The following is a 25,695-nucleotide window of genomic DNA, read 5'->3' as shown; positions in this document are numbered from 1 at the left end:
ATGCAACAAGCGATTAATAGATTGTTTACCCAAGCAAGAAGTGGCATTAGTGATACCCAGATCGAATTTGGTACCCTACAAAATGATGCCCCAGTGGTCATTAAGCTAGATCAGGACCCCTCGCCATTAAAAGAGGTGGAGGATGATTTAGTATTTTTTAAGAATGAGCTATTCACACAACTTCAACTGGGGGCGACCTATGCCCTGATGCGGTGTTCTACGGGGCAATATCTGGTACTGGGTGAGGTGAAATAAATGTTTCCTGCTTTAGAGAGTAATGTGGAGCTGACAGAGGCTACTTCCCCGATCCCCTGGACATATAAATTGGATTGGACTACGTTTCAATTTATCAAAGGAACAGATGGTCGACATGTAAAGACCAGTACTTATGCGGAGTATTTGGAAGAGATTGCGAAAAAAATTCTGCATACCAAGCGCTTCCAATATGCGATTTACAGTGATCGGATTGGGGTAGATTTTTTTGAGCATATTGGAAAGCTGCCAAAGCATGTGCCCTTGGCTCTTATCAAGCGTGATGTAGAGGATGCGCTGGAAGCTCATTCAGAGGTTGAACGAGCAGAGGTTTTGGACATTAAGTATAGAGACAATCGGATTGTCCTGAGGCTAGAAATTGAAGGAGTACGGGGAAAGACTAAGGTGGTGGTGGATATTTGGAAACGTTAGAGAAACCGCAAATGCCGATTCTTCAAGAAAGCCCAGATCATATTTATCAGCGAATAGCCAATCGTGCGATTGCTTATGCAAGAGAAAATGGACAATCTCCTCCTGCTACGGAAGAAGGAGAGATTTTTTACGATTTTTGGTATCCGTTAGCAAAAGAAATTTCGGAACAACAACAATTATCTCAATATAGTCTCTTACAGGCATTTGTGGTTTGGAGTGATGGAGAGTTTCTGGATGCCCATGGATATGCAGAAGGAGTAGACCGTAAAGAGGGGGAGGAAACAGAAGCTTATCGGCAACGAATTCTCCATAAAAAGAGAACTGAGGAGGGAAGTGGACGCGCAGAGGACTATATAAGGTGGGCTTTAGAAGTGGAGGGAGTTGGTGGCGCAGTTGCCATTGAACACGAGCGTCATGATGTATCGATTGATTTATATCTGACTGATTTGCAGGGTCAGCCTGTTACATTAGAATTTGCTTCTCTCTTACAGAATCAACTGGAGCCAAAACGTATTGCAGGTCATGATTTAAAATGTTTTCCTGCTGAAATTTTGAACCTTAATGTGAGGGTAAAGCTTCAATTAGCTGATGTATCGAAGAGATCGGAGATAACTTCACTTATTACAAATCGAATTCAAGAATATATAAAAGGCAGCACTTGCATCGTTTATCATTTGCTAGGTGCACTATTTTGGGTTGATGGCGTAAAAGACTATTCAAACTATACCCTAAATGACGGAACAGAAAATCTTAGTAAACCAATAAAAGCTGTACCGTTTGTTAATTTGGTGGTTGAACTATGATTCCTATTCGATATCGCAAGCAATTACCGTCATATTGGTATGATAACGAAGTGGCTAGGCTCCACTTGGTGTCAACAGAAGAAGAGATTTTGTTTCAAAACAATAAAATAAAAGAGCTGGGAAATCAGTATCTTTTGCCTTATGCAACTTTTGGATTAGATATATGGGATTGGATATATTTTGGAGACAAACGGAACGGTACAGTAGAAGAAAGAAGAGAAGAGATACGTAAAAAGAATATAGCAAAAGCCAATTTTACATTAGATACATTGTACGTATTAGGCAGAATGGCAGGAGATCTAAAGAAAGTTACAGAGGATTTCACTAATAAGGAAATCCTATTTGAGTTCTCAGGTTATCGATCAATAAATCTGATGCAGCTAGCAGTTGATTTTGAAAAAATACGACCTGTTCATGTTCTGAAAGAGAAAATCATTGCAAGTAGTTATGGAGGGATCACCTTTACATCAGGTCCGACAAAGTTTTATGAAACACAAAAAAGGGATTGTGGTGCTTTTTTTAGCGGAGGAGAGAATGATTTATGCTAACTGACCATCTATTAGAGGGACAGGCTAATGCCTTGGAATCTGCTTTTTATTCGGCAGAGGTAGAACTGGATGATAAAATCGTTCCTGTTAGTTTATTGAAAATACGACAAAGTGTTAATAAAGTTACTTTTTTGATCCGTATCTCAGCCTCCATGACAGGAATAGTAACGAAATGTATTGTAAAAGATGTCAACGGACAGGTAGTTTGGGAAAATCGCTTGCAAATGGAGAAACCTAACCGTGAAATAACTCTTAGCATACCAATCGAACTACAATGGAAGGCAGGTGAATGATTTGGCGTATGAAAAACAGCTCCACATCAACCGTCTTGTTGATCGCCCCAACACATACAACTTTCATCAAAATGAAGACGGCACAGTTTCCATTGTCCCTGCGTGGGAACAGATTGCAGGTACGCCTGTAGACGAAATTCGATTGAATCACATCGAAGACGGGATTTATAATGCTCACTTTTTGATTGAAAAAGCGAGTCGCCGTATTTCCCGTATTGAAGCACATTTAGACATTGATAGCCGAGGAGTATCCGGAGCACAGGCAAGGTTTGCAGACACTTACGACGGGCAAATAGACCCTGTTTTACAATTGGATGAGACGAAAACCTATGCCACCGTAGCTCTATCCTCTAGTGCTTTTGCTGTGGCTATTTCTGTTGCTTCCACAACAGGCTTCACGGTTGGACAAGAAGTTACGATTTGTGATGATGTAGCTTTTGAGAATCAGACTATCACAGCCATTGGATCAGGGAAGATAACCCTTTCTAAGCTGGTCAACAGCTACAAAAAAGGAGCTATAATCGCACGATCAACGGTGAATCGTGATACAACTGTGCAGAAGATGAGAATCGGTGGTTGGAATACACATACTGTGGCAATTACCCAGGCATAGGAGGGCTGTAAGTATGAGGAATTCTTCGGAAAGCGAACGTTTACAGAAGGGAGTGATCAAATGTATAAAGTAGAGGGTCGATCGATGGAGCCAACGTTATTTGATGGCGATATTGTTGAATTAGTATCCGAAGCATACACGGAGGGTGATGTGGTTGTTGCCGATGTTGGAGGAAAGCTTGTTGTTAAACGGGTTGTCGGTGATTGGTTACGTGGAGACAATCAGGACTTATCAAATGATTTTGAATTAGCAAAAACAGGTATACTTGGCCGAATTTCTATAAGTACAGACATTCCTATTAGTGGACATCTGGAGAAGGTATATGCTGCAGAAATTCTCCTAGAAGATATTAGTGCAAGAGTTACAGTAACCCCTGATCTAAGAAATGGAGGAAGCCCCAATCTAACAGAAACGTACAGTGCAAAAATCATCCTTGATACTTCGACGAATGAAGTATATCTAGACACTTACATTAAATTTATAGATGGCTACAATAGCAGTAGCTATCCTTATGAACGTTACGATTTCTATTATATACAGTATAAAGCCGATGAAATGTACACAGGATGGAAACATTGGATCTTCGGTTTAACGAATGGTTATAGAACGTACAACATCGGTTCGACTACGGTGGATGCAGGTACTCGTAGTATTACAAGAAGAATACCTATAAAAAAAGAGGATATCGGTAAGCGTTTTGAATTCTGGAGTAGAGATTCAATAGGAGATACAGAATACGGTTGGAACTTTGCGGTAAGCTATAAACAAATGAAAGGTACAAATAATCTGGGTGTAATCTTCCAAATAAGAGGCGAAGTCGAATCAAGATGGTTTAATAGTGCTCCGACACTAAATATATCAACTGTAAATAATCTTGTAATATCCGAAGGAAGCACTTTTACGATTTCGGGTAATACAATAGATGTTGACAACGGTAATGTCGTCACGATTAAATATCAAATCAATAAGGGAACGGCAAGGGCGGCGCAATCCGGAGTATCAAACGGTAGCACGCCTCTTTCTTTTTCCAAGGTACTAACTTACCGGGGTGGAAGACTGTACGACGGCTCCATAGATGTATCAGGATTACTGGCAGAGGGAACCAATCACACGGTAACTATATGGGCAGAAGATAACCAAGGTGGTAAATCTGATGTCGTCACCCGTACTTTTACCGTTAAGCACAATAAGGCTCCCATTATTACTGTTGATACTTTCCCTGCTGTACAATCTGGTCTGATACCACCGGATTCTATTACTGTCTCAGGTACTTCATCCGATCCCGACGGAAATACCCTCACGGTAAAGGCAAAGCTCAACAGCGGTACAGAACGAACGTTACTTAATGGTGTTACAAGTGGAAATTGGTCTTATACATGTAAAGTTAGTGATCTTAAAGCTGGGGCTAACACTGTAACCATAACGGCTACAGATCAATTTGGAGCCTATACAGTAAAGACATTTAACATCAACAACACCGTAACGGAAACACCCATGAAGAAAGCTGTTGCCCGTTATAAAATCTTAGCACCGAAAGGATCAACTAGAGAAATACTTGCTTGGCTAAAGAGAGAAAAAGGCAATCTTGTTGTTGATGCTGAAGCATCTTTTGTAGATAAGGGACAGCCAGAGCAATATACAGCTATGACTAAGGAAAGTGTTGATCTTACTACTTCAATTTCAGAGGATGAGTTGCTTGGAGCTGTAACTACAGCAAAATCCGACGCTATGTTCAAGCTTACATTGAGCAGGACCAATACGAGCACAAATGAATCAGCCGTCATGCTAGTGGGGGTGATTAGCTAGTGGAATATATAAAAAGAAGCCCAGACGGGACACTTGGTAATGTGGTAGAAACACCTGGGCATCAATTTCTATTGCCTGAGGAATTGATATCTATTCTGGAGGCAATTGTACAGTTGGATAAGCAGAACGTATCGTCACTAGAGACAATAAAACAGCTAAATGATCGAATATTAGCTTTGGAAGATGAAGTGAATTCAATGAAAGCAGGTGAGAAAAAATGGTGAAATTATACATGATCCCTGTCTATGCATACCTAGTAAAGTCAGGCGAATGGGCAATAGAACCGGTGAAAAACGCACAAAAAATTCTACCTGAAGCATACAGGCTTCCAGTGGCAGAATTCTTAGCAGATCAAGGTAATAAGAAGTAAGAAGCGCCACTCATGCGTAATGAGTAGGCGTTTTTTCATGGGAGAGTCGGTTATACGGCTCTCCAATTAACAAGGTGGTGATAGAGATGCCAGAGGTAAAAAAACCAGAGATGCCCCTGTTACGCGAAACAGCAGAAGAGATCTACCAACGGATGTATAATCGCGCAAGTGAACTAGCTCAGGCCCGTGGTGAGACGCCACCTTCCCCAGAAGAAGGTGAAATCTTTTATGATTTTCACTACCCGCTCGCTTTAGAAATATCTGAGCAACAACAATTGGACGAATATCGATTTTTGCAATGGTATCTACCATGGGCGGATGAGGAGTTTTTGGACGCATGGGGAGTGTTTTTAGATGTGAAAAGAAAGACTGCCGAGCCAGACGAGCTGTATCGCCAGCGCTTGATTGCCAAGGCTGGGGAAGAGGAGGGATCAGGCGCTGAGTATGATTACAAGCGCTGGGTGAAGGAAGTACCTAATGTAGGCGAGCTGTTTATCTGGGGTGAGGCACCAAACACAGTCCATATTGCGTTAACTGACCAGAATGGCCAACCTGCCGACGAAGCGTTAGTAAAAACAGTAACCGAGCATCTAGCACAGCTAGATAAGCATAGTTTAAACGACAAGGTAGTGGTTCAAGCTGCGAAAGCATTGGAAGTAACAATCAGCGGAGACTTGCTAGAGTGGGAGACTTCTGCATCTGTAGATGAAATAAAGCAGCAGATACAAGCTGGCATTGTGGAATATATCAATAAGCAGAGCAAGAAGATCCTTTATTCTGAAATCTATCGCTTGTTTAAGGTAGCTGGTGTGATAGATTATCGGGATGTTTTGCTCAATCATGCTCAGGAAAATATCGACTTCACTTTTTCAACCATACCGATTGTGAAAAATGTGACGGTGAATACACCATGACGATGATCCCAGAAAAATATCGGATTGTGTTACCGCCCTATTGGTATGAGAATCAGGTAGCGGTGCACCATTTTGAGGCAGGAGAAGCAGAGAGAGAGTATCAACAGGCTCACAAGTTAGATTTGGAACGGCAAATGATGATCACTACAGTTACATGGGGACTACCGTATTGGGAGTATATGTTTCAGGTTACTCCCAAGCAAGGTGATTCCTATGAGACGCGACGTGCCCGCGTAATGGCAAAGTATCGGGAGCGTTTGCCCTTTACGCCAGCGCTGGCAAGTAGTATTACCAAGCTTTTTATCAAAGAACAGGCAGCTTATCAAGTTCTCATAGAGGAAAACCCAGATACAGGCTATTTCTATATCTCGGTTCCTCTGTGGTCGATTTATGATGTAGCCTCTTGGGTGTATGACATTCATAAGCGAAAGCGGGTTCCGCATGTATTTATGCCGCAGTTGGCAGTGTCAGACGAGATTGTGTTTAGTGAAAGCATTACGATCAAGCAGAGACGTTACCACAGGGTACATGAGTTTCGAGCTGGTATGACTCCTCTTAAAGATCAAGACGAGGTGATGATTTGATGGATAAAGCTTATTTGGAACGAGTTGCGGAGGATTTAGCGAAACGAGCCTCAAGTTTGATCGTAAACAACCAAACTGTCCAATTAAGGTCTGCCAAGACAGAGGGAAGTAAGATTGTGGTTATAACAGAACCAGTGATCGGAATCACGAAAGTATCCTCTTTAAAACTACTGGATGAGGCAGGCAATCTTATTACCGGAAGAACGGCTAATGTGGATGTGTTAAGCGATCAATCTTTAGAATTTCGATTTGAATTTGAAGTGAGAGGAGCGAAAGCCTGATGCCCTACAATCCTAAACTAGATTGGAACTATGACGATCCTGTCATGGAAACGGATATTAACCGATGGGAAAAAGGAATAGACGATGCACACAAGCTACTGGATCAGCACACCGTGGCTATTTCGGCCTTGCAGATTGACGTCAAGACGATAAAAGATGCGGTGTTTAACAACTTCACGGATAACGTGTTCTTTGAAAACTTCGCAACGCTTAATGACATCACGTTAACAGAAGGTTGGTATGACGAGGCTAATAAAAGGCTGGTGGTTTTGTAGATGGCAACCATAAAACAACAAGTAAAACAATTCAACGAATCGACATCCAGTTCGCAAACGCAGACCTTGACCATACCAGGATTAAAAGGCGTTACATCTGTAAAAGTTAACACAGGAACCGTATCTTATACAGTAAATGGTTCGACTGTAACGTTTACTCTCTCAGGAGGTTCCTACACACGAACGATTCAAACAGGTGGCACCTATACACCGCCTGATAGTAAAGAGGTAACTACTACTCAGAAAAAAACAACAAATCAGACAAGTTATTCTTTTCCAAGTAGCGTTTCCTATAATAGTGATGGATATAGCGGAAATCTCAGTAAGGATGGAAGCCCAGATCGATTCCTTGCATGGGGTTCACCTGGGACCACAGCGGTTTATCAATATACGCAAAAATATCGTGGTACAGTAACTAAACCTGGAAGTGATACGAGAACCTATGCCTATTACTATCAATATACGGTAACTATCGAGTATTCCGATAACTCTAATCCGACTATCGTACTCACGTCTCCACCCAACAACCAAACCCTAACCGAAAACGCTACACTAACCATCCAGGGCACCGCATCCGACACCGACAAAGACAACGTAGTCACAATAAAATACCGCATCAACAACGGCACCACAAGGGCGTTGCAATCCGGAGTATCCAACGGTAGCACGCCTATTTCTTTTGCCAAAACGCTAACCTTCCGAACCAAACGCCTTTATGACGGCACCACCGATCTCACAGGCTCTGACCTAGCCGAAAACACCGATCATACGCTAACCATCTGGGCAGAAGATGATCAAGGTGGTATATCAACCGAAGTGACGCGCAAGTTCCGAGTCGTCCACAACCGTCCACCCGTTATCAGCGGACAAAATGTAGACCTCGGCGTATTAAGCGCTATCCCTTCCGAGAATTACACAGTCACAGAGCCAGAGGGTGACGCGTTTACCATCACGGAGAAAATCAACGGCAAAGTTATCCGCACATTCGCTGGGACTGACAGCAAGGAAAATACCGTGACCATCCCACAAGTCACATGGCTAAGTCTCTCCTTAAACGACAGTCACACTATCACTATAGAAGCAAAAGACAGCAAAGGTATGACATCTACCAGAGCATTCACTTTTCGGAGAACGGCAGAGCGACTATCGTTTCATTTGAAAAAACCATTCTCAACAGACATTGCTGCTAAACGTATTTTGGTAACTATCGATGCAACCGTTCCATCGGGAGCTGATTACAGGGTTGAAGTCTCAAATAACGCTTTCGATGAGTTACCAACATGGGAAGACGCAACGAATTTCGTCAAATTCAACCGAGGCTTCATCTTCACCAACAAGGAAAAAACAGCGGAAAAATGGGGCGTTAGCTTACGTTTTTCTTTCACCAAAGGAACGGCAACTGAGCCTGTTATCGTAAGAGGATTCGGAGGTGCATTCGATTGATCCTAACTAAACCAAAGGCATTATCTCAGATCCAAGCTGATCGTGAGCAGAAGGAAATGTCTCCAGAGCTGGTAGTAGCCTATGAAGCTATTGCACAGCTTTATGAAAAAATAACTACTCTTCAAGAAGCACTCGATGAATGGAAAGGAGGTGAAGAATAATGGTCAAAGAATACATGATTCCCGTCTATGGATTGCTTGTCAAAGCGAAGCGACGTTCCATCGATTCTCTCCCCAAAGATTATCAAATTCCCGTAGCTGAGTATCTATCGAAACAAAACGAGGAATAAAGGGACGCCTGCTCATGTTGAGTAAGGCGTTTTTATTTTCTCAAATCAGGAAATTCTCACCCAGTCGGGGCATCTTCGATAATGAAGGTGCTCTTTCTTTTACACAAAATGCGTCAAGGAGGGAAAAATGGCATGGAAGAGAGCGTACTGAACGCATTGCTCCAACAAGGTCCGTTTGCTGCTCTGTTTGTCTGGCTGTTATTCTCTACCAAAAAAGAGGGGAGAGACCGCGAGACTCGATTAGTGAAACAGGCTCAGGCACGCGAGGCTAAGCTCATGGAGCACAACGAACGCATGGTGATTCAATTGGAGCGAAACACGTCAACGCTACAGCAGATTGAACGAAGCCTATCTGGTTTGGAAATGGAACTGCAAGAATTAAAAGAAAAGGTAGAATAAAAGGAGGATATGCGTATGGCGAAACCGATTTTAATGATTGATGCAGGACACGGAGGAACTGATCCGGGTGCAATTGGGAATCAGATGCAGGAGAAGGATCTGACGCTACAAATTAGCTTGTACCAGCTACAAAGGTGCAGGGAGTTACATCTTCCCGTTGCTATCACTCGGACGACAGATACCACACTCACCCCATCCCAGCGTACTACGCTCGTCAAACAAAGCGAGGCCACCTACTGTATTTCCAACCACATCAACTCAGGTGGCGGAGAAGGTGTGGAAGCCATTCACTCTATCTTCACTACCAATAAACTAGCAAACGCCCTTGCTCAAGCAGTTGCAGCAGAGGGGCAAAAATTCCGTAGAGTCTACACACGAGTAGGCGCAGATGGGCGAGACTATTATTTCATGCATCGTGAAACAGGTGCAGTAGACACGATCATTATGGAATATGGATTTATTGATCATGCTGGGGATGCACAAAAACTAAAAGACAATTGGAAACGCTATGCGGAAGCAGTGATCAAGGCTTTTTGTGGGCATATTGGTCACCCGTATTCTCCTGCTATTGAAGAGCCTAGCGATGATTTTGATTTGGCTGTGGATGCTTTAGTACAGGCAAAAATCATAACCTCTCCTGACTATTGGAAACAGAATGCCGTCCCTAATGGAATTGTGGTTGGTGATTACGCTACCCAGCTCATTAAAAATATGGCAAACTATCTGAAAGCGGGTGCCTGAGTGAAGGAACAAGGAAATATACCGTTACTGGTTGCTGGGATAGTTGGTTCTATCAAGCTACTAGCTGATACACTAGGCTACCAAATCATTACAGATGAACAGGTGAATGCCATTGCGAACGGTGTTTCGGCCGTGGTGGCTATTATTGCTGTGTTTTTAAATAATAGAAGAGAAAAACAACAATAAAATCATGCACTCTATCATATTTTTTTATATCATTATGAATTGAGTTGAACTTGTATAGCCTTCCAGCAGAATGTTTAGCTGGGAGGCTTTTTTGGTTTCTTCAGGTACCATTAGGGAATAAAGGTAGCATTTTTTTCATGACGATAATAAGCAATTCTCTCTCGAAAAACTTGCAACCAGGTTCTATCTTTTGTAAAATAAAAACAAGAACATACATTCTGATATATCCTATAATTCTCCATAAAGAGGTACATATGCAAATAAAACTACCGCATCCGCTGATGGCCCAAGAGATCGCACTATTTTTTTATGAGAATATCACTGAAAATTCTGATTCAATTGCAAATCGTGAATACTTATGTCCAGATGGGGCTAGAGCAGCAGTCCGCAGAAACCAAGTGCTTGTGGCGTTAGATGGAGATGTGATTGCCGCAGCCCTCCGATTTTATCCTAAAAAATCTACACAAACTATATCGCTTTATCAATTTGCAGTTGCTAAAAACTATCGGGGTAAGGGATTATTGTATAGCATGCTACAAAACCTTGGTGATTATCCTATCGAGGTGCTTTGTCCCATTCAGGGCAGTTTAAATACCTACTATTCTATAAAGGGATGGCAGTGTAAAGGTCAGAATAAAGGCTGTAACCTTTGGCAGTGGAGCGTAGGAGCCACATGTAGATAACGGTTCTTTAGCGCTCGATTCTTATAGGATCAAAGAGAATTTGTATCACTGTAGAGCCTTTGTATACCTGATTCCTGACTAATCAGAAAAAGAGTAAAAGTAATCTAACTTCACACAATATCCCTATACTCATATGCAGAGCTGAATGTAGTGACAGCTCTGCGTCTGTTCCCTATTCTCTTTTACTAGTATAATGTGCTAGCGACATTAGCGAGACATTCCACCAGCCATTCCACAAATCGATGGCGGCAATAGAAAATCATATTCATTTATCTGCCTAATCAAACTACATGAAAAACACACAAATTATTCTTGTTTCTACTCATCCTTTTTCTCATATAAAAGCTCCAGTACAATCTGCCACTTTTCAAGCTTATCCTCCATGGTCTTTATGTAACGACTAGGTGTAGGACTTGTTGAAGGTAATGTCAGATAGAGACGATCGTCTGAAAAGCCACGATAATTTTTGTAGCTTTGATAAGCTTTTGTTCCATTAAATAATACAGCTTTAATAGCTGGATACTGTTCATATAAGCTGTCAAAATCATTAATCTTTTCTTGTTTGATCGCTGAGTCGAGACTACCTTCCCGCTCGCAATTTTGTATAACATCCCAGAGGGCAATCCTTTTATCTAATAAAAACGCCAGACGCTGTTCGTAGGACTCGGAAATAGGTTCTTGGAATAGTTCATACATAATGGGCCAGAAATGATTACGTGGATTTCCATAATACTCATGTTTGCGTAATGAGACGGCACCAGGCATACTGCCAAGGACTAGGAGTGTACAGGATTTAGTAATAACGGGTGGAAAAGATTGAAGCATGAGGCAAAATCCTTTCTGTAGGGACAGATGTAAAAAAATCATTCTTCTCTTACTAGTATAATTAATTTACCCTTCCGATTACAAAAGAGAGAAGAAAGCCTTTGATTTTCTTTATCATAACAAAGTTAGCACGATAATCTTTTTTCTATCACGATTAATACTCCTATCTAGACAAAGAAAGGAACAATATTATGGAACAATACATACGGCTTGATCAATCTTCGCTTTCCTTGTGGACCAAAAGGGAGGGAGGAGGAATTCCCATTCTTCTTTGCAGTGGTGGCCCAGGATGCTGTGATTACTTAGAGCCTGTAGCAGATATGCTCAGTGATCTGGCTCAGGTCATACGTTTTGACCAACGTGGATGCGGAAGATCTAATTATACTGATGCTTGCCAATTACAGACATGTCTAACAGATATAGAGGAGATTCGTAAATATTATCAGATCGAAAAATGGATAATCGTTGGTCATTCATGGGGAGCGGACCTAGCTCTGGCTTATACACTTTATTACCCGGAATCAGTATATGGACTAGTATATATGTCAGGGACGGGCGTCCAAAATGACCGTGATTGGAAAGCAGTTTATCAAAAAGGTATTGCTGAGAATAAAGAACAAATGGTCATGCTAGATTACCCTGTCAATAAGGAGGTACATCGATCTCTTATTGATTCCTGGAGAGCTTTTATCAAGGAACCAGAGCTGTTACGTAGGATAAGCGAGATTAAAGCCCCTTCATACTTTTTATATGGGGATGAGGATATCCGACCAAGCTGGCCTATCCAGCAAATCGCTAAGTTGATAAAGGATGCGCAGTTACATTACATTGAGGGAGCTGGTCACTATATATGGCTACAACAGCCGGAAAGCTTACAGGAGCTTCTGAAGGGTTTTGTCAAACAGATTGCCTTACAGTAAGGTTTCTAGCCTTTTAACGCAATATAAGCTACGAAATACTAATGTCAGTAGAGTTACACGAATAAGTAATAATGTGGAGAGAGATTACCGCTATTGGTAGTCTTTTTTTACAATCTACAGGAAGTACGAGGAATGAGCATATAAAAGCATGTAAATAGCGTAAAAGTATATAAATAACATAAAAGAGTTTTATTGCCTTAAAAGGATAAAAATAATTTTTATACTAATAAAATCACCAATAAACAACTATTTACAAGTGAAGAAAAAATCAACATAATCAATTCTTGAGAGTTCGTGTAACTTGTCGAATTATTTGTGGAAAATTCTGTTTTTTATTTGCATTATGAGGGAAAAACACTGTAATTGTAAAACTGTAAAATCGTAAATTTTTTGTAACGATTTACTGGTAATAGCGTCTTATAATCATGGTAGTTATTGTTGTTTGATCAGGAGGGAATGGGGTATCAGAATAGGGTAAGCCCATAGCATAGAGAACCATTCCTTTTGCAGATTTTGTTGGTTTTTGGCTGTTTGTTTGTCTACATATGAGTACTGTTTTTGTCTACATATGGCGAATGAAGACGCCGAATACAACGAACGAATGAGGAAGAGATCAGAAACCAGTATGATTTGGATAGTGAAAGGGTAGTGTGCATCATGGGTATCGGGACAGGTAAGAATGTAGACAGAAGTAGAGGATGGATAGAAAAAGCGAATGACATAACGCCAAAAACAACACAGCACAACACATCCACAACGAAGGAAAAACAGAACGGCAATGGGGGTGGACGTAATGCCTAAACCGCTTCAAGGTCATGGTCGCTACATGCCGGGACTGGATGGATTACGTGCGCTTGCCGTATTCGCTGTCATTCTTTATCACCTCAATGTCAATTGGGCACCAGGTGGTTTGCTGGGTGTTGGAGTTTTTTTCGTGCTATCTGGATACCTGATTACGGATATATTGATATCACAGTGGAAACAGAGAGGAAAAATTGATCTAAAGGATTTTTGGATTCGGAGAGCGAAGCGATTGTTGCCGGCTATGCTAGTCATGCTAATAGCAGTAGTTGTTTGGTTAGCTTTATTTGATCGCTCTCATCTACAGGCATTGCGAGGCGAAATTGTAGCAGCACTTCTTTATGTGAGCAACTGGTGGCTGGTTTTTCACGAGGTGTCTTACTTTGAAAGCTTTGGTCCAGCTTCACCTTTTGGTCATTTTTGGTCTTTAGCAGTTGAGGAGCAATTCTACCTCATTTGGCCGTTATTGTTACTCGTGGGGCTACGAAATACACCACGTCGAGGTAAATTGCTAGGTCTTACGTTAGCTGGAGTGGTTGTATCCGCTTTCGCTATGGCCCTTTTATATGAGCCAGGCGTTGACCCCAGCCGTATTTATTACGGAACAGATACGAGGGCGTTTGGGCTATTGATTGGAGCGGCACTTGCAATGATCTGGCCTAGCTCCAAGCTCTCTGAAAAGGTCTCACTTCCCGCACGCATTACCCTTGAGGTTTTAGGGATAGCAGGACTGGCAACCATTCTTTGGATGATTTGGTATACCAATCAATATGAGGACTTTTTGTATCAAGGCGGTCTTGTATTGTTGTCGATTGCTACAGCTGTAGTCGTAGCAGTGATTGCGCATCCGGCGAGTAGCTTTGGCAAGCTAATGGGAGCTAAGCCATTGCGTTGGATCGGCGTTCGTTCGTATGGAATGTATTTATGGCACTACCCGATTATTGTCCTGAGCACACCCACCATACATACTAATGGAACGGACATTCCTAAGGCCATATTTCAGATCGGAGCAACCATTGCGCTTGCCGCTTTATCCTTGCGCTTGGTTGAGGAACCGATTCGTCGTGGTTCATTTGTGAAACCTGCCAAATATCGGCGAATGCAAGATGGACACTGGAGATTTGTCATGTTTGGACGCTGGGTTGTTTCTATGATTGCTATTTTGGCTTTTAGCTCCACTTGCATTGCGATAGCAGGATGGGGAGGGAATGTGACAGCCAGCGCCATTCCAACAGCTAGTACGATAAACACTGAGACGAAGCATCTAGCTGAACAACCAAATGTTGAGGAAGCGAATCTGTTTATACCGAAAAAAGAAGACATGACTTCAGCAGACACGCCTGAGCAAGCGGATGAAAAAACAGCAGAAGCAGACAAAACAAAAGAAACATCAACATCAACACAAAAAAATAATTCTTCACAGCAGGAGAAGATAAAACGAGAAACGAGCGAAAAAAATAGCGCTACGCAATCTACTGCTGATAGAGAGCAAAAGCCAACAAAGACGGAGCAAAAACCACCTAATACCACAACAAATGGGGACGAAGCTGAGCAAACAACAGGCTCTGAGGAAAACGAAAGTGGCTCGTCAGCTCCAGAAACTGACAAAGATGATTCTACTGCTCATCAATCGAAGGAAAACGATTCAAAAATAGAGAAATCTTCTAAGGCAGATACAGAAGAGAAGAAGGAGTCTTCTACCAAAGCAGGAAGAGGAATCACAGTGTTTGGAGATTCCATTATGCTAGATGTTTCTCCACATCTGAAAACGCTACTGCCAGGGATTACCGTTGATGCCAAAATTGGTAGACAATTGCACCAGACCCCTGAGCTAGTAGCCCAATATAAAAAGAGAGGGAAGCTTGGAAGTCGGGTTGTTCTTGAGCTTGGTACAAATGGAGCATTTACCAAGAAGCAATTGGAGAGCTTATTGAAATCGCTTGGAGATGTGAAGCAGATCATTCTCATTAACACTCGTGTTCCACGTCCGTGGGAAGGCGTAGTAAACACTACACTAGCAGAGGTAGCGAACAGTCATCCCAATACAGTACTCGTAGATTGGTACGCAGCCAGCGCAGGCAAGGCTTCTTACTTCTCTCCAGATGGTGTTCACCTGGAGCCAGATGGAGCGAAGGCATTTGCTGCCTTACTATCTGATGTACTCAAGTAAATGATAAAACAATAAAGCCTCTTTTACTGAACGGGAATTAAACTATTGTTGCCTGTACATGAAAGGAGGCTTTTTTGTACGATCAGGAAAATTTCTAGCTATCAGTAGCGTGATGGAAGCACTTATTGTGGCTGGAATGCTTATTTTTCATACTTGTAAACAGGAAAAAAGGGTTATGATTCCTAATAAGTATTGTGACTACCACTTTTATCTTTGGGCAAAGGAGGGGGCGAAGCAGTGGAGACGATCTATAGTCAGCTACATAAGCTGGGTTTTTCCCAATATGAGAGCAAGGCCTACGTTAGTTTGATTCAGCAAGCGCCAGCCACTGGATACGAAGTGAGCAAACGTTCAGGGGTTCCGCGTTCCATGATTTATGAGGTACTAGGAAAATTGATCGACAGAGGAGCCGCTTATTTGGTACCGACTGATCCAGTTAAATATGCGCCTGTTCCTGCTAAGCAGATGCTGGAACGCCTGAGAAATAATATGGAGGAAACCATCCATTATCTGGAGCATTCACTAGAGACATTGGAAAAAGATCCTGCTATTGATGTGATTATGCATCTGAGTGGATATGATCATGTGATACAAGAGCTGTCAGATACGATTCATCAGGCGAAAAGTGAGCTGTGGCTATCCATTTGGGAGCCACAAGTAAGCGAATTATATGAGCAAATCCAACAGGCAGTCAGTCGTGATATTTCGGTATTTTCGATAGTGTTTGGTGCTGAGGGAGTAAGTCTTGGCTACACCTTTCCCCACAACTATATGTCACCAGAAGTTGTGCAAGAGAGAATGGGAGGGCAATTAACGATAGCAGCGAGAGATGGGGAAGAAGTTATTATTGCCAACTTTAATGAACGTGGTGTCCCATGGGCTATTAAAACAAGAAACCCAGCACTTGTGCTCGTAGCTACCGAGTATGTAAGACACGACATCATGATTGAAGAAGTTACGCGAGAATACGGGGCTGATAAGGTAGAGCGGCTTTGGCGTAATCGGCCTGATCTATCTCATGTAGTAACAGGCTATAAAGGAGGAGGGACCCTATGAAACCGGGAGATACGTTAACATGGACAAGAACCTTTACGGAGGAAGAAACACTCCATTTTGCAGAGATTACGGGTGACAAAGGTAGACATCATATGGAGCGTGACGAACAAGGTAGGCTCATGGTACATGGTTTATTAACAGCAAGTATTGGAACAAAAATAGGTGGTGATCTCCACTACATTGCTAGGGAGTTTAACAACGAGTTTCTGCGTCCGGTGTTTACGGGGGATACGATCACCTGTGAGCTAACAATCAATGAAATTACGCCTATGGAGGGCTTTGATAAAGTAGCGTTATCGTTTGTATATTACAATCAAGTAGGAAAAGAAGTACTAATCGGAACCAGTCACGGTATTATTCGAGGGGAAGCAGAATGAGGACAAAATAAAAAAGCAGGCACGATTGAGAAGGAAGCTACTCACGTGTCTGCTTGAGTTATTATTGGAGTGGGGCATCAACAGCTATATATATTTCAACAATAGCGTCATTAGGATTGCTAGCTCGCTCATCGTAGTGTTCAAAATCACCAGTGAATGTCCGACGAAGCTCACTATTCATGGACCACGCCCAAATGAATTGCCAAGCCTCTATGACAACCTCTGACAAAGGACCGCGTCGGGAAGTAAAGACAGCGTACTGAGCGGCAGGTAATGTGACTGTAGTGATGTTTGAACTAGTCATCGCCGATTTTTCTGCCATTCTGTGTCCAACTAAACTAGTGTATTCCCCAATTGCTCCATTCTCGTAATCTGCATAGACACCATAGATGTCCTTGGATAGACTATCCGAAGACAGTTGCTCAGCTATATTTTCAGAGAAATACCGATCCCACAACCCACTGATCACACCACTTCCAGCCAGCTCACGAGCGTTGGTTGTACGGGCAGAGATTCCAGAAATCGTAAGTTCTTCAAGATGAACGAGTCGAGGTTTTTCAAGATGTTGCTGGGAGCCTGTCGTATTATTTTCCTGTGCCCAACGTTTTAACTGAGGGAATAGTCCTGTTAACATTGTACGGGCCTGTTGCTCACTCATTTCATCTCCTACCATGTGGGGAATACATATTTCTATCATTTGCTCCATTGTACAGTCTGGTGCAGTAAACGCCCCCTTATCATAGCAGTATGAGCAATATTCCTGTGATTTGCTGTTGTCTTGCTCTGTACCTAACACTTCTTCATGAAGAGGCATGCTACAACTTTGGCAAAAGGTAGTTGTCATTTCTATCACTCCTTCTTGGTTTACTAACAGTATAAGAGGTGGAACCTGACAACTATCTGTCAGGTTTCGATCAATCGTTTTATACATATTTTTCAACGATGGCTGTTGCTAATTCTTTTATTTTAACTTTAATAGACTCAGGCTCTATTACTTCTACAGAAGGTCCAAAACTAAGAATAAATCCATAGAGCCAATTATCTTCAGGAAAAGAGGCGGATACGGTTACATACCCCCCAGCTTGATCACATAATTCTTCTACACCAAAGTACTCTTCAGCTAAATGACGAGAATCTGGGGCAAAACGTAAGATAAGGTGCACCATTTGAGTAGGATCATTCCATTTCTGTACCCATGGAAGCTCGTCTACCTCAATATTTCGTCTGGTAAATGTTGTATCAAGTACGTTGAGCCTCTTCATGCGATATAGTTTAAACAGGCGAAAATCGAGCTTGTTTTTGCAAAAGCCGTACAAGTACCAGGAACGACCCTTTACGAGAAGAATATGAGGCTCGACATTTCGGTCACTCTGTTCCCCCTGTGCATTCGAATAGGTGAAGCTTAATAAATGACTTGCTTCAATTGCCTGTCTAATGATTAGAATGGATTCTTCCAATCTTTCGTTTTGTCCCCAAGGTGAGAGATCAACGAGAAATTGCTGCGTTTTCCAATGAAATTGTTCTTTTTGAGAATGTGGAATAATACTAGTAATTTTTTCTACTAAAAACTGATGACTCTCACTTTTGCCCATGGTCGAGAGGCTCTGTAGCGAGGTGACGATCGTGGCGAGCTCGTTATTAGTCAGCAATTGACGATCTAGCCGATACCCTTGAGCTAGACCGATACCTCCATTCGCTCCCTGATAGGTAACGATAGGAATACCGGCTTGATTAATCGTTTCAATATCGCGGTAAATGGTTCGAATAGACACCTCAAATTGCTCAGCCAAATCCTTCGCTTGTACGAGATTACGGTTTAGCAAGATAATAATGATAGAAAGTAAGCGGTCTATTTTCATCTGGATGTATGTGCTCCATTTCTACAAAAAAGTGATGGATGACAAAAAAATATTTCATGTTTCCTTCATGAGGCAGGGTAGGCTGTTTCGTAGTCGACTGATTCTTTATACAGTTCGGTATGAAAGAATAGCTTTCCTTGTGGCTTTTTTTGTATTTGTCTCAGATAAACTTACCATATTACCACATGAAGCAAAAAAAGCACGGTCACAGCTTACGAGTAAGGGTGAACGTGCTTTTTTGGATATGATAGCAGTTATCTAGTTTTCCATATTAGATAGAAACGATGACTAGGCTTGTCTTTGTAAATCTGCCAGACGTACTTCTTCGGCGATTGCTCTTTTTTCTTCCTCTGATAATACAAGGCTTACTAATGGGAAAATATAATGATCCTCTTTTTCAATATGCTTTTTCAAAAGGTAAGCTAAGAAGTTCATTTTTTGCATTAACAATTCACTGCATTCCTTCGCTTTCTCTTGCTCAAACAGCTCCTTCGCATCGTTATAATGCTTACGAATGACCACATGGTCTTGTACTAATTTTGCGATGGGACCTACTTCTGTTTCAACGATGTGGTTCTGTAGCTTGCCTAAAATGAATGTTTCCTCATACAGAAAATGATGCTCCAATTCTTCTTTTATCTCTTGTAAAGCGAGGCGATATACTTCCAAATCGTAACCTTCTCGTACCTTATCCATCAAGTTTTCCAGCATAGCATGTTCAGCGACAAACGAGTGTAGGTGTGGGTCGATGATCGTAATCAATTTGTTGTATTTTTCCTGATCGGATGTAGTCCAATCTGTCATGTCCAACTGTGGTTTGTATACAGGAGTATTCATAAGCGTATCAACTCATCTTTCGTTCTGATTTCTTACAATAGTAAATCTATCGAAACAAATGAACAAACGGTGTGATTCAGATCACGTATTTTTCAAAAAATTCGAGAAGATAACGATTCAAGGAGCTAAGCCAGTAGAAATAGTAGCGGAACTAGACTGTTTTACTTTTCCGTAAGTAATCTGTTTCTTGCGCAATTAGCACTAGTTTTTTATTATTTGCAGAAAATTTGTTACAATAGAAATGTGTAACGTGCGGATTTGTATGTGAGCAAGATTTTAATCTATGGAAAAGGAGGCGAAACCATATGAATAACGAGTACATAGTAGGGTGGGGGACGCTTGCCCTCATTAATGCTGGACTTGCCCAAGGGAAAAATCGATCGGGTCTTGCATGGTTTGTCTTGTCATTGTTAGGAGGTCCTATTGCTACGTTCATTCTAGTTATTTTACCTAAGGAGTAAGGCGTACATCACTTTATGAAAGCAAAGGAGACTACTACCATGGAAATCAGAATAGCAACAGAAGAGGATCTGAAGTTTTTATATGAAAAGACACCGCAGGCCCTGCTGGAAGGCACCTTGGGTCACATCGATGTGGATTTCGAAAAAATTGAGGAGCCAATTCATAAATTGCTGGAAAAAGGAGCTTGGTATCTAGTAGGCAAGCAGAACGAGCAAATCGTAGGTTGGGTGTTAGCTGGTAGTATCATCGAGCAATTCACTGACACAGAGCTCGGTTATATTTTTGAGCTTTATGTCATGCCTGAGTTTCGTGGAAAGGGATATGCTACACCACTGATGGAAGCAGCCATTCAGAGGCTAAAAGAACAAGGGTATCCCGAAATCAGACTAAATGTCTATGTAGCTAACCAAGCGAAGGCGTTATATGAAAAGCTTGGGTTTCGGGAACGCAATGTTATTATGAGCTTGATGTAAACAGCAAAAAGTATCAAAATTTTTTATTTCCTCCTCGCTATAATGACAATACATCACATGTTACTTTCAAGGAGGAAATCTTATGCAAACCAGACAAGGCTATTTCACGTACCTAGAAGGCACAAATAAAGAAGTTGGCGAGCAACAAGCCGAAATACTGCGCCACATCCCCTACATCTATCAGGTTTATTTTTTAGAGGAGGAGGATGCGATTTCAGATCAGCGCCTATGGACTCAGCAACAGATGCTTCAACAGTATTCTCCAGGTATTTGGGCAGAGCTTGAAGCCTTTTGCAGCCAAGCTAAGATGCCGATGAATCGTTTGCGCTATCTACATGAAAGCTGCATTGTGTCTGGATGTACTCACTCTGTTGTACTTCCGGCTAAGATGCGGGATGGCCATCTGTACGTATTGCGAAATTACGAATTTACCCCTGACTTAGACGACATGAGACTATGTTCAACTCACATACAGGGAAGATATGTACATACGGGTTTTAGCGGCTTATCATTTGGACGAATGGAAGGCATGAACGATCAGGGTCTATGCATCACGATGTCAGCTTGCGGTCAACCAGTAGGGATTCATCCAAGCTTGCGTTCTCCAAAAGGGGAGGGTCTACAATTCTGGACCGCGATTCGAACCGTACTGGAACAATGTCGCAATGTGGACGAAGCCTTACAACGACTGCGCGAGATGCCCATTGTGTCAAATGTGAACCTATTAGTAGCAGATCCAAATGAAAATGCGGCTTTAGTGGAAATCATGGATGGTGACATTGCGATTAAGAAAATAGGAAAGGAGAGCGACACTCCTTACCTGGTTGCAACCAACCATGTGTTATTTTCAGAATTGGAACATACTTCTACACATAGCATGCATAACTCGCTCATTCGTCAACAGCTTCTAGAAAGCGTGCTTCAGGAAGAGGCGATGGTAGAGAAGGCAGATTTACTTGCTCTACTGAACAGTGAATATCCAAAGGGCGTAAGCACGCATTATTATCAGGAGTATTTTGGGACGTTACGCTCTATGCTCTTTGATGTAACGGCAAAAACGATAGAAGTCTGTTATGGTTCCCCTCTTCACAACGATTGGCATACGTTGTCTGTGGGAGGGAAGCTAGCTTTTCCAACCATTGAGGTCGCCCTTCCTCAAGGGATTGTTCCCGCTAATTTTTGGTAGAAAAAACAGTGTGATAAAGAGAGGAGAACCAGGCTTGGCATCCTATGACAAAGAAATTGAAGTGGCAATTGACTACATGGAACAGCACCTAGATAAGCCTTTACAAGCAGATGAGGTCGCCCGCCTGGTGAACTTCTCCTACTATCACTTTCATCGAATTTTTTACGAATGCACGGGCGAGACAATCGGTGATTATATTCGGAAGCGAAGACTTACAGAGGCCGCCGTTTGTCTCTTACAAACAGAGCGATCTATTTTAGAAATTTCACTAGACTACCAGTTTGATTCCCAAGCTTCGTTTAGTCGTTCATTTAAGAAGCAGTTTGGTGTGTCACCGTATTTTTTCCGTAAACAAAGATTGCAACCAATCTCCTTACAAAAGATGCCACTGATTGATAAACGCTTGGAGCATCGCTTGCAGCAGATTAGCCTGCAACCCAGCTTTGAACGAATTAAGACAGAACGATTGGTTATTGGCGTTAAAGAGATCAATAATCTGCATGAAAATCAGTTTAAACAAATCTGGCAACGATATTTCCAACGAGAAAGGGAGATAGCGAATAAGCAAATGATTTGTAATCCTGAGGTGAGATACGGAATCTGTACCGCGGAAGTGCCGCTTTCACTCAATCATTTGACAGAGCTGACTACCTTTTATGGTGTAGCGGCTATTGAAGTAAAGGAGATTGTAGAAGTTCCAGAAGGCATGGTCGCTCACACAATCCAGCCTGGTGAATATGCTGTTTTTCGTCATCAAGGACCAGGCAGTGAACTGAGAAGCACCTACGACTATATCTGGGGGACATGGTTTCCTAGTGTAGACTTTGAGCTTGATGCACGAGACAATTTTGAGGTATATGGGGCCGAATTCACGCACATAGAAGACGAAGATTCTATTATTTTGCTATATATTCCCGTTAGAAATAGATGAATTCCCTCATACAATAAAGAGAAATGAAATGATGTTACATCGCAGGCAGGGTAGTTGCTTGCGATTTTTTGTGTTGGGAAAATACTGTCTTAGAGATGATAGTATGACAGATCGTTCTACTAGCTTTACATAAAATGAAAATCAATGCATTTTAGTAAAATACAAGCATAATTCACAAGTCCTATCCATACTTTGATAGTAATCATTACAAATCATCCGGTGGTAAGTCGACATTGTTTTTAAAAGGACAGGAAATATCCTTTTGAAAAGTCGGAATAAACAGTCTGTTTGATATCAATGCAGGAAACAGAAGCAGGCTTGTAAGCTAATTTGGACAGAGAAAAATGGTGAACCTGTTTTGGAAATTAAATAGGAAGTCCAAAAGTAACAGGATAATGTGGTGAGAGGAGAAGATGGCATGCACAAAATAAGGCAGACCATAGTGGAAAGAGGAAAAATCTGGATAAAGATATTTCTACTGGGGGCGTTACTAATCTCACTTGTAGCCTGTTCTTCCCAAGCAGGTACGGATGATTCAGCTAAACGAAACGAGTCACAATCACAAACAAAGCAAGGCTCCCAACAACAACTGGTGATTTACACGGGACGTGACAAGAGCGTTGTAGACGATTTTATTCCCAAATTTGAAAGCGCTCATCCTGAGATAAAAGTGGATGTCTTAACAATTGGAGCGCAGGAAATTCTAGAGCGAATCCGAGGAGAAAAAACGAATCCACAAGCCGATTTTTGGTGGGGAGGTACACAATCGAGCTTGCTGACTGCCGCTGAGGAAGATTTGCTAGAGAGCTACAAACCACCCTTCGGTGATAATATTCCAGCCTTGTATAAAGACCCACAGGATCGTTGGTATGGAGAAATGCTATTGCCCGAAGTCATTATGTACAATCCCGAGATGTTACCAAAAGCAGAAGCGCCAAAGGATTGGGACGATTTACTTGATCCAAAATATAAGGACAAGATTATCATTCGTGGCGTTTTGAAATCAGGTACAATGCGCACAATCTATTCGGCGATGATGTATCGACAGGGTGTAACAACCCCGGAAAAGGGCCATGAATGGCTGGCAAAATTAGATGCAAATACAAAGGAATATGCGCAAGATCCTACCAGTTTATATTTGAAGCTAGCTCGTCAAGAGGGAGCAATATCTTTATGGAATTTACAAGATATCATGATTCAAAAGGAAACAAAAAAGCAGCCGTTTGATTACATGTATCCAGCCAGCGGTGCACCAATTCTAGTAGATGGCGTGGCGATCGTAAAAGGTGCCAAAAACATAGCTGCCGCTAAGAAATTTTATGACTTCTTATTTGATGAAAAGATCCGAATTGAAATGGCGGAAAAGTACTATCAAATTCCCACACTCTCCACGATCAGTAAAGAAAACCTACCTTCCTGGCTACAAGATGTTGAGTTAAGACCATTGGAGATTGATTGGCAGGTCATAGGGAATAAGGAAAAAGAATGGATGCAATATTGGGATGAAAATATCAAGGGAAAAGGAAAGAAATAGTCACTAGCAGCAGTCTGGAAATGTGAGCCATCCTTTGTTTTGCATGCTGCATAAAAAGAGGGGAGGAAGAGAGTTGAGTGGAGTCACGTTAGAGCATGTAACAAAAGCATTTGGCAAAGCAAAAGGAGTCCAAAACGTCCACATTGAGATTAGACAAGGTGAGTTTTTCACATTTCTTGGACCAAGTGGATGCGGAAAAACCACTACCTTACGTATGATCGCTGGTTTTTATTATCCTACTAAAGGGCGTATTTTATTTGCTAATGCTGATATGACATACGTTCCGCCACATAAGCGAAATACAGGTATGGTGTTTCAAAATTATGCCCTTTTCCCCCACATGACGGTGTTTGAAAATATAGCCTTTGGTTTACAGGTACGCAAGCTTACCAAAAGGCAAATCAAAGAAAAAGTAGAGCGAGCTCAGAGGCTCGTACATTTGGACGAATATGGAAACAGGCGAATCGATCAATTATCTGGAGGACAACAACAGCGTGTGGCTCTAGCAAGAGCCTTAGTTATTGAACCATCGATCTTATTATTAGATGAACCCCTATCCAACTTGGATGCCAAATTGCGAGAGGAGACACGCATAGAGATTAAACGGCTGCAAGTGGAGCTTGGTATCACTACAATCTATGTGACTCATGATCAAGCCGAAGCAATGTCGATGTCCGATCGCATCATGGTGATGAAAAATGGTCAAGTGCAACAGATCGGTACACCAGAAGATATTTATAATCGACCGTCTAATCGGTTTGTTGCTTCTTTTATTGGAGAAACAAATCTATGGGAAGGGGAGGTTGTGCAGATAGATGGGGATGAAGCAACTGTGCAGGTAGAACCTGATTTGTTTGTGACAGGGTATTGTGAGCATTCATCAAATAGAGAGAGTGTAAAAAAGGGTACCAAGGTATCTATTTCCATTCGACCAGAGGCTATACAGGTCGTAAGTGATCAGCAAAGTATCCAGGGTGACGATAATGACCAACCACAAGTCTACGGAGCGAATCAGATGAATGGCCAAATTAACATCTCTGAATTTACAGGGGCAAGCGTGACGTATGTTTGTAAAGTAGGCGACAAACAACATTTGAAAGTATTGTTTATTCATGCGGGCAGTCAAATCAAACAGCGAGGAGAGATGATTTCCTTCTTTATTCCGAAAGCCAGTGTTTATTTTATTACTAATAAAGAGCCTTACTAATGTACTCAACCAATGAATTCGTGCCAGTTTAAGGGCTACTAGAGCAAGCGATTTAGCTTTTCACCTAGGGTTCTTTACGGATAGGGGAGGTACTAGATGAATACTCGACCGAAATCATTGCGAAATGAACCGGTACCACAAGATA

The 25,695-nt window shown here is 41.8% G+C and carries 35 protein-coding genes and 1 pseudogene; 32 read left to right on the top strand and 4 right to left on the bottom strand.

Going from position 1 to position 25,695, the window contains the following annotated elements:
* The 21 genes and pseudogenes from ACQV1I_RS18900 to ACQV1I_RS18800 all read left to right on the top strand — a co-directional run bounded on the left by ACQV1I_RS18900 (window position 1) and on the right by ACQV1I_RS18800 (window position 10,912).
* Window positions 1-255, top strand: a complete 255-nt coding sequence (locus ACQV1I_RS18900; protein WP_116334854.1) for a hypothetical protein — start codon at window positions 1-3, stop codon at window positions 253-255.
* The gene (locus ACQV1I_RS18895) at window positions 256-684 is read left to right on the top strand and encodes a DUF2634 domain-containing protein (protein ID WP_116334853.1); all 429 of its coding nucleotides are present in this window, start codon (window positions 256-258) and stop codon (window positions 682-684) included.
* Window positions 672-1,487 carry a baseplate J/gp47 family protein gene (locus tag ACQV1I_RS18890; RefSeq protein WP_094700874.1) on the top strand — a complete coding sequence of 272 codons (816 nt, stop codon included), beginning with the start codon at window positions 672-674 and terminating at the stop codon, window positions 1,485-1,487. The genes ACQV1I_RS18895 and ACQV1I_RS18890 overlap by 13 nt, the downstream gene beginning before the upstream one ends.
* The gene (locus ACQV1I_RS18885) at window positions 1,484-2,035 is read left to right on the top strand and encodes a hypothetical protein (protein WP_018674084.1); all 552 of its coding nucleotides are present in this window, start codon (window positions 1,484-1,486) and stop codon (window positions 2,033-2,035) included. The genes ACQV1I_RS18890 and ACQV1I_RS18885 overlap by 4 nt, the downstream gene beginning before the upstream one ends.
* Complete coding sequence (locus ACQV1I_RS18880) at window positions 2,029-2,328, top strand: hypothetical protein (RefSeq protein WP_094700875.1); 300 nt, start codon at window positions 2,029-2,031, stop codon at window positions 2,326-2,328. The genes ACQV1I_RS18885 and ACQV1I_RS18880 overlap by 7 nt, the downstream gene beginning before the upstream one ends.
* Entirely contained in the window at window positions 2,321-2,941 is a 621-nt protein-coding gene (locus ACQV1I_RS18875) for an integrase (RefSeq protein WP_116334852.1), read from the top strand. Before ACQV1I_RS18880 ends, ACQV1I_RS18875 begins: the two co-directional genes overlap by 8 nt.
* A 39-nt stretch (window positions 2,942-2,980) precedes the next feature.
* Window positions 2,981-3,133 (top strand): annotated as a pseudogene (locus ACQV1I_RS18870) (S24/S26 family peptidase); the annotation flags it as partial.
* 363 nt (window positions 3,134-3,496) lie between these two features.
* The gene (locus ACQV1I_RS18865; protein ID WP_438769984.1) at window positions 3,497-4,747 is read left to right on the top strand and encodes an Ig-like domain-containing protein; all 1,251 of its coding nucleotides are present in this window, start codon (window positions 3,497-3,499) and stop codon (window positions 4,745-4,747) included.
* Window positions 4,747-4,971, top strand: coding sequence for a hypothetical protein (locus tag ACQV1I_RS18860; RefSeq protein ID WP_116334850.1), 225 nt, complete (start codon window positions 4,747-4,749; stop codon window positions 4,969-4,971). The genes ACQV1I_RS18865 and ACQV1I_RS18860 overlap by 1 nt, the downstream gene beginning before the upstream one ends.
* The gene (locus tag ACQV1I_RS18855) at window positions 4,965-5,117 is read left to right on the top strand and encodes a CD1375 family protein (protein WP_201747431.1); all 153 of its coding nucleotides are present in this window, start codon (window positions 4,965-4,967) and stop codon (window positions 5,115-5,117) included. The genes ACQV1I_RS18860 and ACQV1I_RS18855 overlap by 7 nt, the downstream gene beginning before the upstream one ends.
* A gap of 86 nt (window positions 5,118-5,203) precedes the next feature.
* Window positions 5,204-6,031, top strand: a complete 828-nt coding sequence (locus ACQV1I_RS18850; protein ID WP_116334849.1) for a baseplate J/gp47 family protein — start codon at window positions 5,204-5,206, stop codon at window positions 6,029-6,031.
* A complete protein-coding gene (locus tag ACQV1I_RS18845) occupies window positions 6,028-6,615 on the top strand; it encodes a putative phage tail protein (RefSeq protein ID WP_116334848.1) in 588 nt (195 codons plus the stop codon). Before ACQV1I_RS18850 ends, ACQV1I_RS18845 begins: the two co-directional genes overlap by 4 nt.
* Window positions 6,615-6,896, top strand: a complete 282-nt coding sequence (locus ACQV1I_RS18840; RefSeq protein ID WP_116334847.1) for a hypothetical protein — start codon at window positions 6,615-6,617, stop codon at window positions 6,894-6,896. Before ACQV1I_RS18845 ends, ACQV1I_RS18840 begins: the two co-directional genes overlap by 1 nt.
* Window positions 6,896-7,171, top strand: coding sequence for a hypothetical protein (locus ACQV1I_RS18835; RefSeq protein WP_116334846.1), 276 nt, complete (start codon window positions 6,896-6,898; stop codon window positions 7,169-7,171). The genes ACQV1I_RS18840 and ACQV1I_RS18835 overlap by 1 nt, the downstream gene beginning before the upstream one ends.
* The gene (locus ACQV1I_RS18830) at window positions 7,172-8,614 is read left to right on the top strand and encodes an Ig-like domain-containing protein (RefSeq protein ID WP_438769649.1); all 1,443 of its coding nucleotides are present in this window, start codon (window positions 7,172-7,174) and stop codon (window positions 8,612-8,614) included.
* Window positions 8,611-8,775 carry a hypothetical protein gene (locus tag ACQV1I_RS18825; protein ID WP_187350172.1) on the top strand — a complete coding sequence of 55 codons (165 nt, stop codon included), beginning with the start codon at window positions 8,611-8,613 and terminating at the stop codon, window positions 8,773-8,775. Before ACQV1I_RS18830 ends, ACQV1I_RS18825 begins: the two co-directional genes overlap by 4 nt.
* Window positions 8,775-8,903 carry a CD1375 family protein gene (locus ACQV1I_RS18820; RefSeq protein WP_018673615.1) on the top strand — a complete coding sequence of 43 codons (129 nt, stop codon included), beginning with the start codon at window positions 8,775-8,777 and terminating at the stop codon, window positions 8,901-8,903. Before ACQV1I_RS18825 ends, ACQV1I_RS18820 begins: the two co-directional genes overlap by 1 nt.
* Before the next feature lie 132 nt (window positions 8,904-9,035).
* Window positions 9,036-9,302, top strand: a complete 267-nt coding sequence (locus ACQV1I_RS18815) for a BhlA/UviB family holin-like peptide (protein WP_018673614.1) — start codon at window positions 9,036-9,038, stop codon at window positions 9,300-9,302.
* 15 nt (window positions 9,303-9,317) lie between these two features.
* Window positions 9,318-10,043: an N-acetylmuramoyl-L-alanine amidase gene (locus ACQV1I_RS18810; RefSeq protein WP_116334845.1), complete on the top strand. Its 726-nt coding sequence runs from the start codon at window positions 9,318-9,320 to the stop codon at window positions 10,041-10,043.
* Entirely contained in the window at window positions 10,044-10,229 is a 186-nt protein-coding gene (locus ACQV1I_RS18805; RefSeq protein ID WP_018673612.1) for a hypothetical protein, read from the top strand.
* A gap of 254 nt (window positions 10,230-10,483) precedes the next feature.
* Window positions 10,484-10,912, top strand: a complete 429-nt coding sequence (locus tag ACQV1I_RS18800) for a GNAT family N-acetyltransferase (RefSeq protein ID WP_116334844.1) — start codon at window positions 10,484-10,486, stop codon at window positions 10,910-10,912.
* Between the two features lie 318 nt (window positions 10,913-11,230).
* Here ACQV1I_RS18800 and ACQV1I_RS18795 read toward each other — a convergent pair whose 3' ends face one another.
* The gene (locus ACQV1I_RS18795) at window positions 11,231-11,737 is read right to left on the bottom strand and encodes a DNA-deoxyinosine glycosylase (RefSeq protein WP_116334899.1); all 507 of its coding nucleotides are present in this window, start codon (window positions 11,735-11,737) and stop codon (window positions 11,231-11,233) included.
* Between the two features lie 191 nt (window positions 11,738-11,928).
* Between ACQV1I_RS18795 and ACQV1I_RS18790 the strand changes: the two genes are divergently transcribed.
* From ACQV1I_RS18790 to ACQV1I_RS18770, 5 genes are all read left to right on the top strand, one after another.
* A complete protein-coding gene (locus ACQV1I_RS18790; RefSeq protein WP_116334843.1) occupies window positions 11,929-12,657 on the top strand; it encodes an alpha/beta fold hydrolase in 729 nt (242 codons plus the stop codon).
* 657 nt (window positions 12,658-13,314) lie between these two features.
* The gene (locus tag ACQV1I_RS18785; RefSeq protein ID WP_201747430.1) at window positions 13,315-13,458 is read left to right on the top strand and encodes a hypothetical protein; all 144 of its coding nucleotides are present in this window, start codon (window positions 13,315-13,317) and stop codon (window positions 13,456-13,458) included.
* Window positions 13,451-15,628 (top strand): acyltransferase family protein, encoded by a 2,178-nt coding sequence (locus ACQV1I_RS18780; protein WP_116334842.1) that lies wholly within the window; start codon window positions 13,451-13,453, stop codon window positions 15,626-15,628. The genes ACQV1I_RS18785 and ACQV1I_RS18780 overlap by 8 nt, the downstream gene beginning before the upstream one ends.
* Window positions 15,629-15,865: 237 nt before the next feature.
* Window positions 15,866-16,684, top strand: coding sequence for a TrmB family transcriptional regulator (locus ACQV1I_RS18775; RefSeq protein WP_018673607.1), 819 nt, complete (start codon window positions 15,866-15,868; stop codon window positions 16,682-16,684).
* Window positions 16,681-17,061, top strand: coding sequence for a MaoC/PaaZ C-terminal domain-containing protein (locus ACQV1I_RS18770; protein ID WP_116334841.1), 381 nt, complete (start codon window positions 16,681-16,683; stop codon window positions 17,059-17,061). Before ACQV1I_RS18775 ends, ACQV1I_RS18770 begins: the two co-directional genes overlap by 4 nt.
* Window positions 17,062-17,122: 61 nt before the next feature.
* Here ACQV1I_RS18770 and ACQV1I_RS18765 read toward each other — a convergent pair whose 3' ends face one another.
* The 3 genes from ACQV1I_RS18765 to ACQV1I_RS18755 all read right to left on the bottom strand — a co-directional run bounded on the left by ACQV1I_RS18765 (window position 17,123) and on the right by ACQV1I_RS18755 (window position 19,757).
* Window positions 17,123-17,905, bottom strand: coding sequence for a zinc ribbon domain-containing protein (locus tag ACQV1I_RS18765; protein ID WP_116334840.1), 783 nt, complete (start codon window positions 17,903-17,905; stop codon window positions 17,123-17,125).
* A gap of 79 nt (window positions 17,906-17,984) precedes the next feature.
* A complete protein-coding gene (locus ACQV1I_RS18760) occupies window positions 17,985-18,920 on the bottom strand; it encodes a helix-turn-helix transcriptional regulator (protein ID WP_116334839.1) in 936 nt (311 codons plus the stop codon).
* A gap of 288 nt (window positions 18,921-19,208) precedes the next feature.
* Complete coding sequence (locus tag ACQV1I_RS18755; RefSeq protein ID WP_116334837.1) at window positions 19,209-19,757, bottom strand: hemerythrin domain-containing protein; 549 nt, start codon at window positions 19,755-19,757, stop codon at window positions 19,209-19,211.
* Window positions 19,758-20,062: 305 nt separating this feature from the next.
* Between ACQV1I_RS18755 and ACQV1I_RS18750 the strand changes: the two genes are divergently transcribed.
* From ACQV1I_RS18750 to ACQV1I_RS18725, 6 genes are all read left to right on the top strand, one after another.
* Window positions 20,063-20,218: a hypothetical protein gene (locus tag ACQV1I_RS18750; RefSeq protein ID WP_018673602.1), complete on the top strand. Its 156-nt coding sequence runs from the start codon at window positions 20,063-20,065 to the stop codon at window positions 20,216-20,218.
* A gap of 39 nt (window positions 20,219-20,257) precedes the next feature.
* Window positions 20,258-20,692, top strand: coding sequence for a GNAT family N-acetyltransferase (locus tag ACQV1I_RS18745; protein ID WP_116334836.1), 435 nt, complete (start codon window positions 20,258-20,260; stop codon window positions 20,690-20,692).
* Between the two features lie 82 nt (window positions 20,693-20,774).
* Window positions 20,775-21,878, top strand: coding sequence for a C45 family autoproteolytic acyltransferase/hydolase (locus ACQV1I_RS18740; RefSeq protein ID WP_116334835.1), 1,104 nt, complete (start codon window positions 20,775-20,777; stop codon window positions 21,876-21,878).
* A 34-nt stretch (window positions 21,879-21,912) separates the two neighbouring features.
* Window positions 21,913-22,809 carry a GyrI-like domain-containing protein gene (locus tag ACQV1I_RS18735; RefSeq protein ID WP_116334834.1) on the top strand — a complete coding sequence of 299 codons (897 nt, stop codon included), beginning with the start codon at window positions 21,913-21,915 and terminating at the stop codon, window positions 22,807-22,809.
* 418 nt (window positions 22,810-23,227) lie between these two features.
* Complete coding sequence (locus tag ACQV1I_RS18730) at window positions 23,228-24,343, top strand: extracellular solute-binding protein (RefSeq protein ID WP_116334833.1); 1,116 nt, start codon at window positions 23,228-23,230, stop codon at window positions 24,341-24,343.
* A gap of 73 nt (window positions 24,344-24,416) precedes the next feature.
* Window positions 24,417-25,550, top strand: coding sequence for an ABC transporter ATP-binding protein (locus tag ACQV1I_RS18725; protein WP_116334832.1), 1,134 nt, complete (start codon window positions 24,417-24,419; stop codon window positions 25,548-25,550).
* The last annotated feature ends 145 nt before the right edge of the window (window positions 25,551-25,695 follow it).

The organism is Brevibacillus sp. JB24b, assembly GCF_051713385.1.
GTDB lineage: Bacteria > Bacillota > Bacilli > Brevibacillales > Brevibacillaceae > Brevibacillus_B > Brevibacillus_B laterosporus.
Note: the sequence above shows the minus strand (reverse complement) of the source record. Positions and strands in the feature narration are given on the sequence as shown.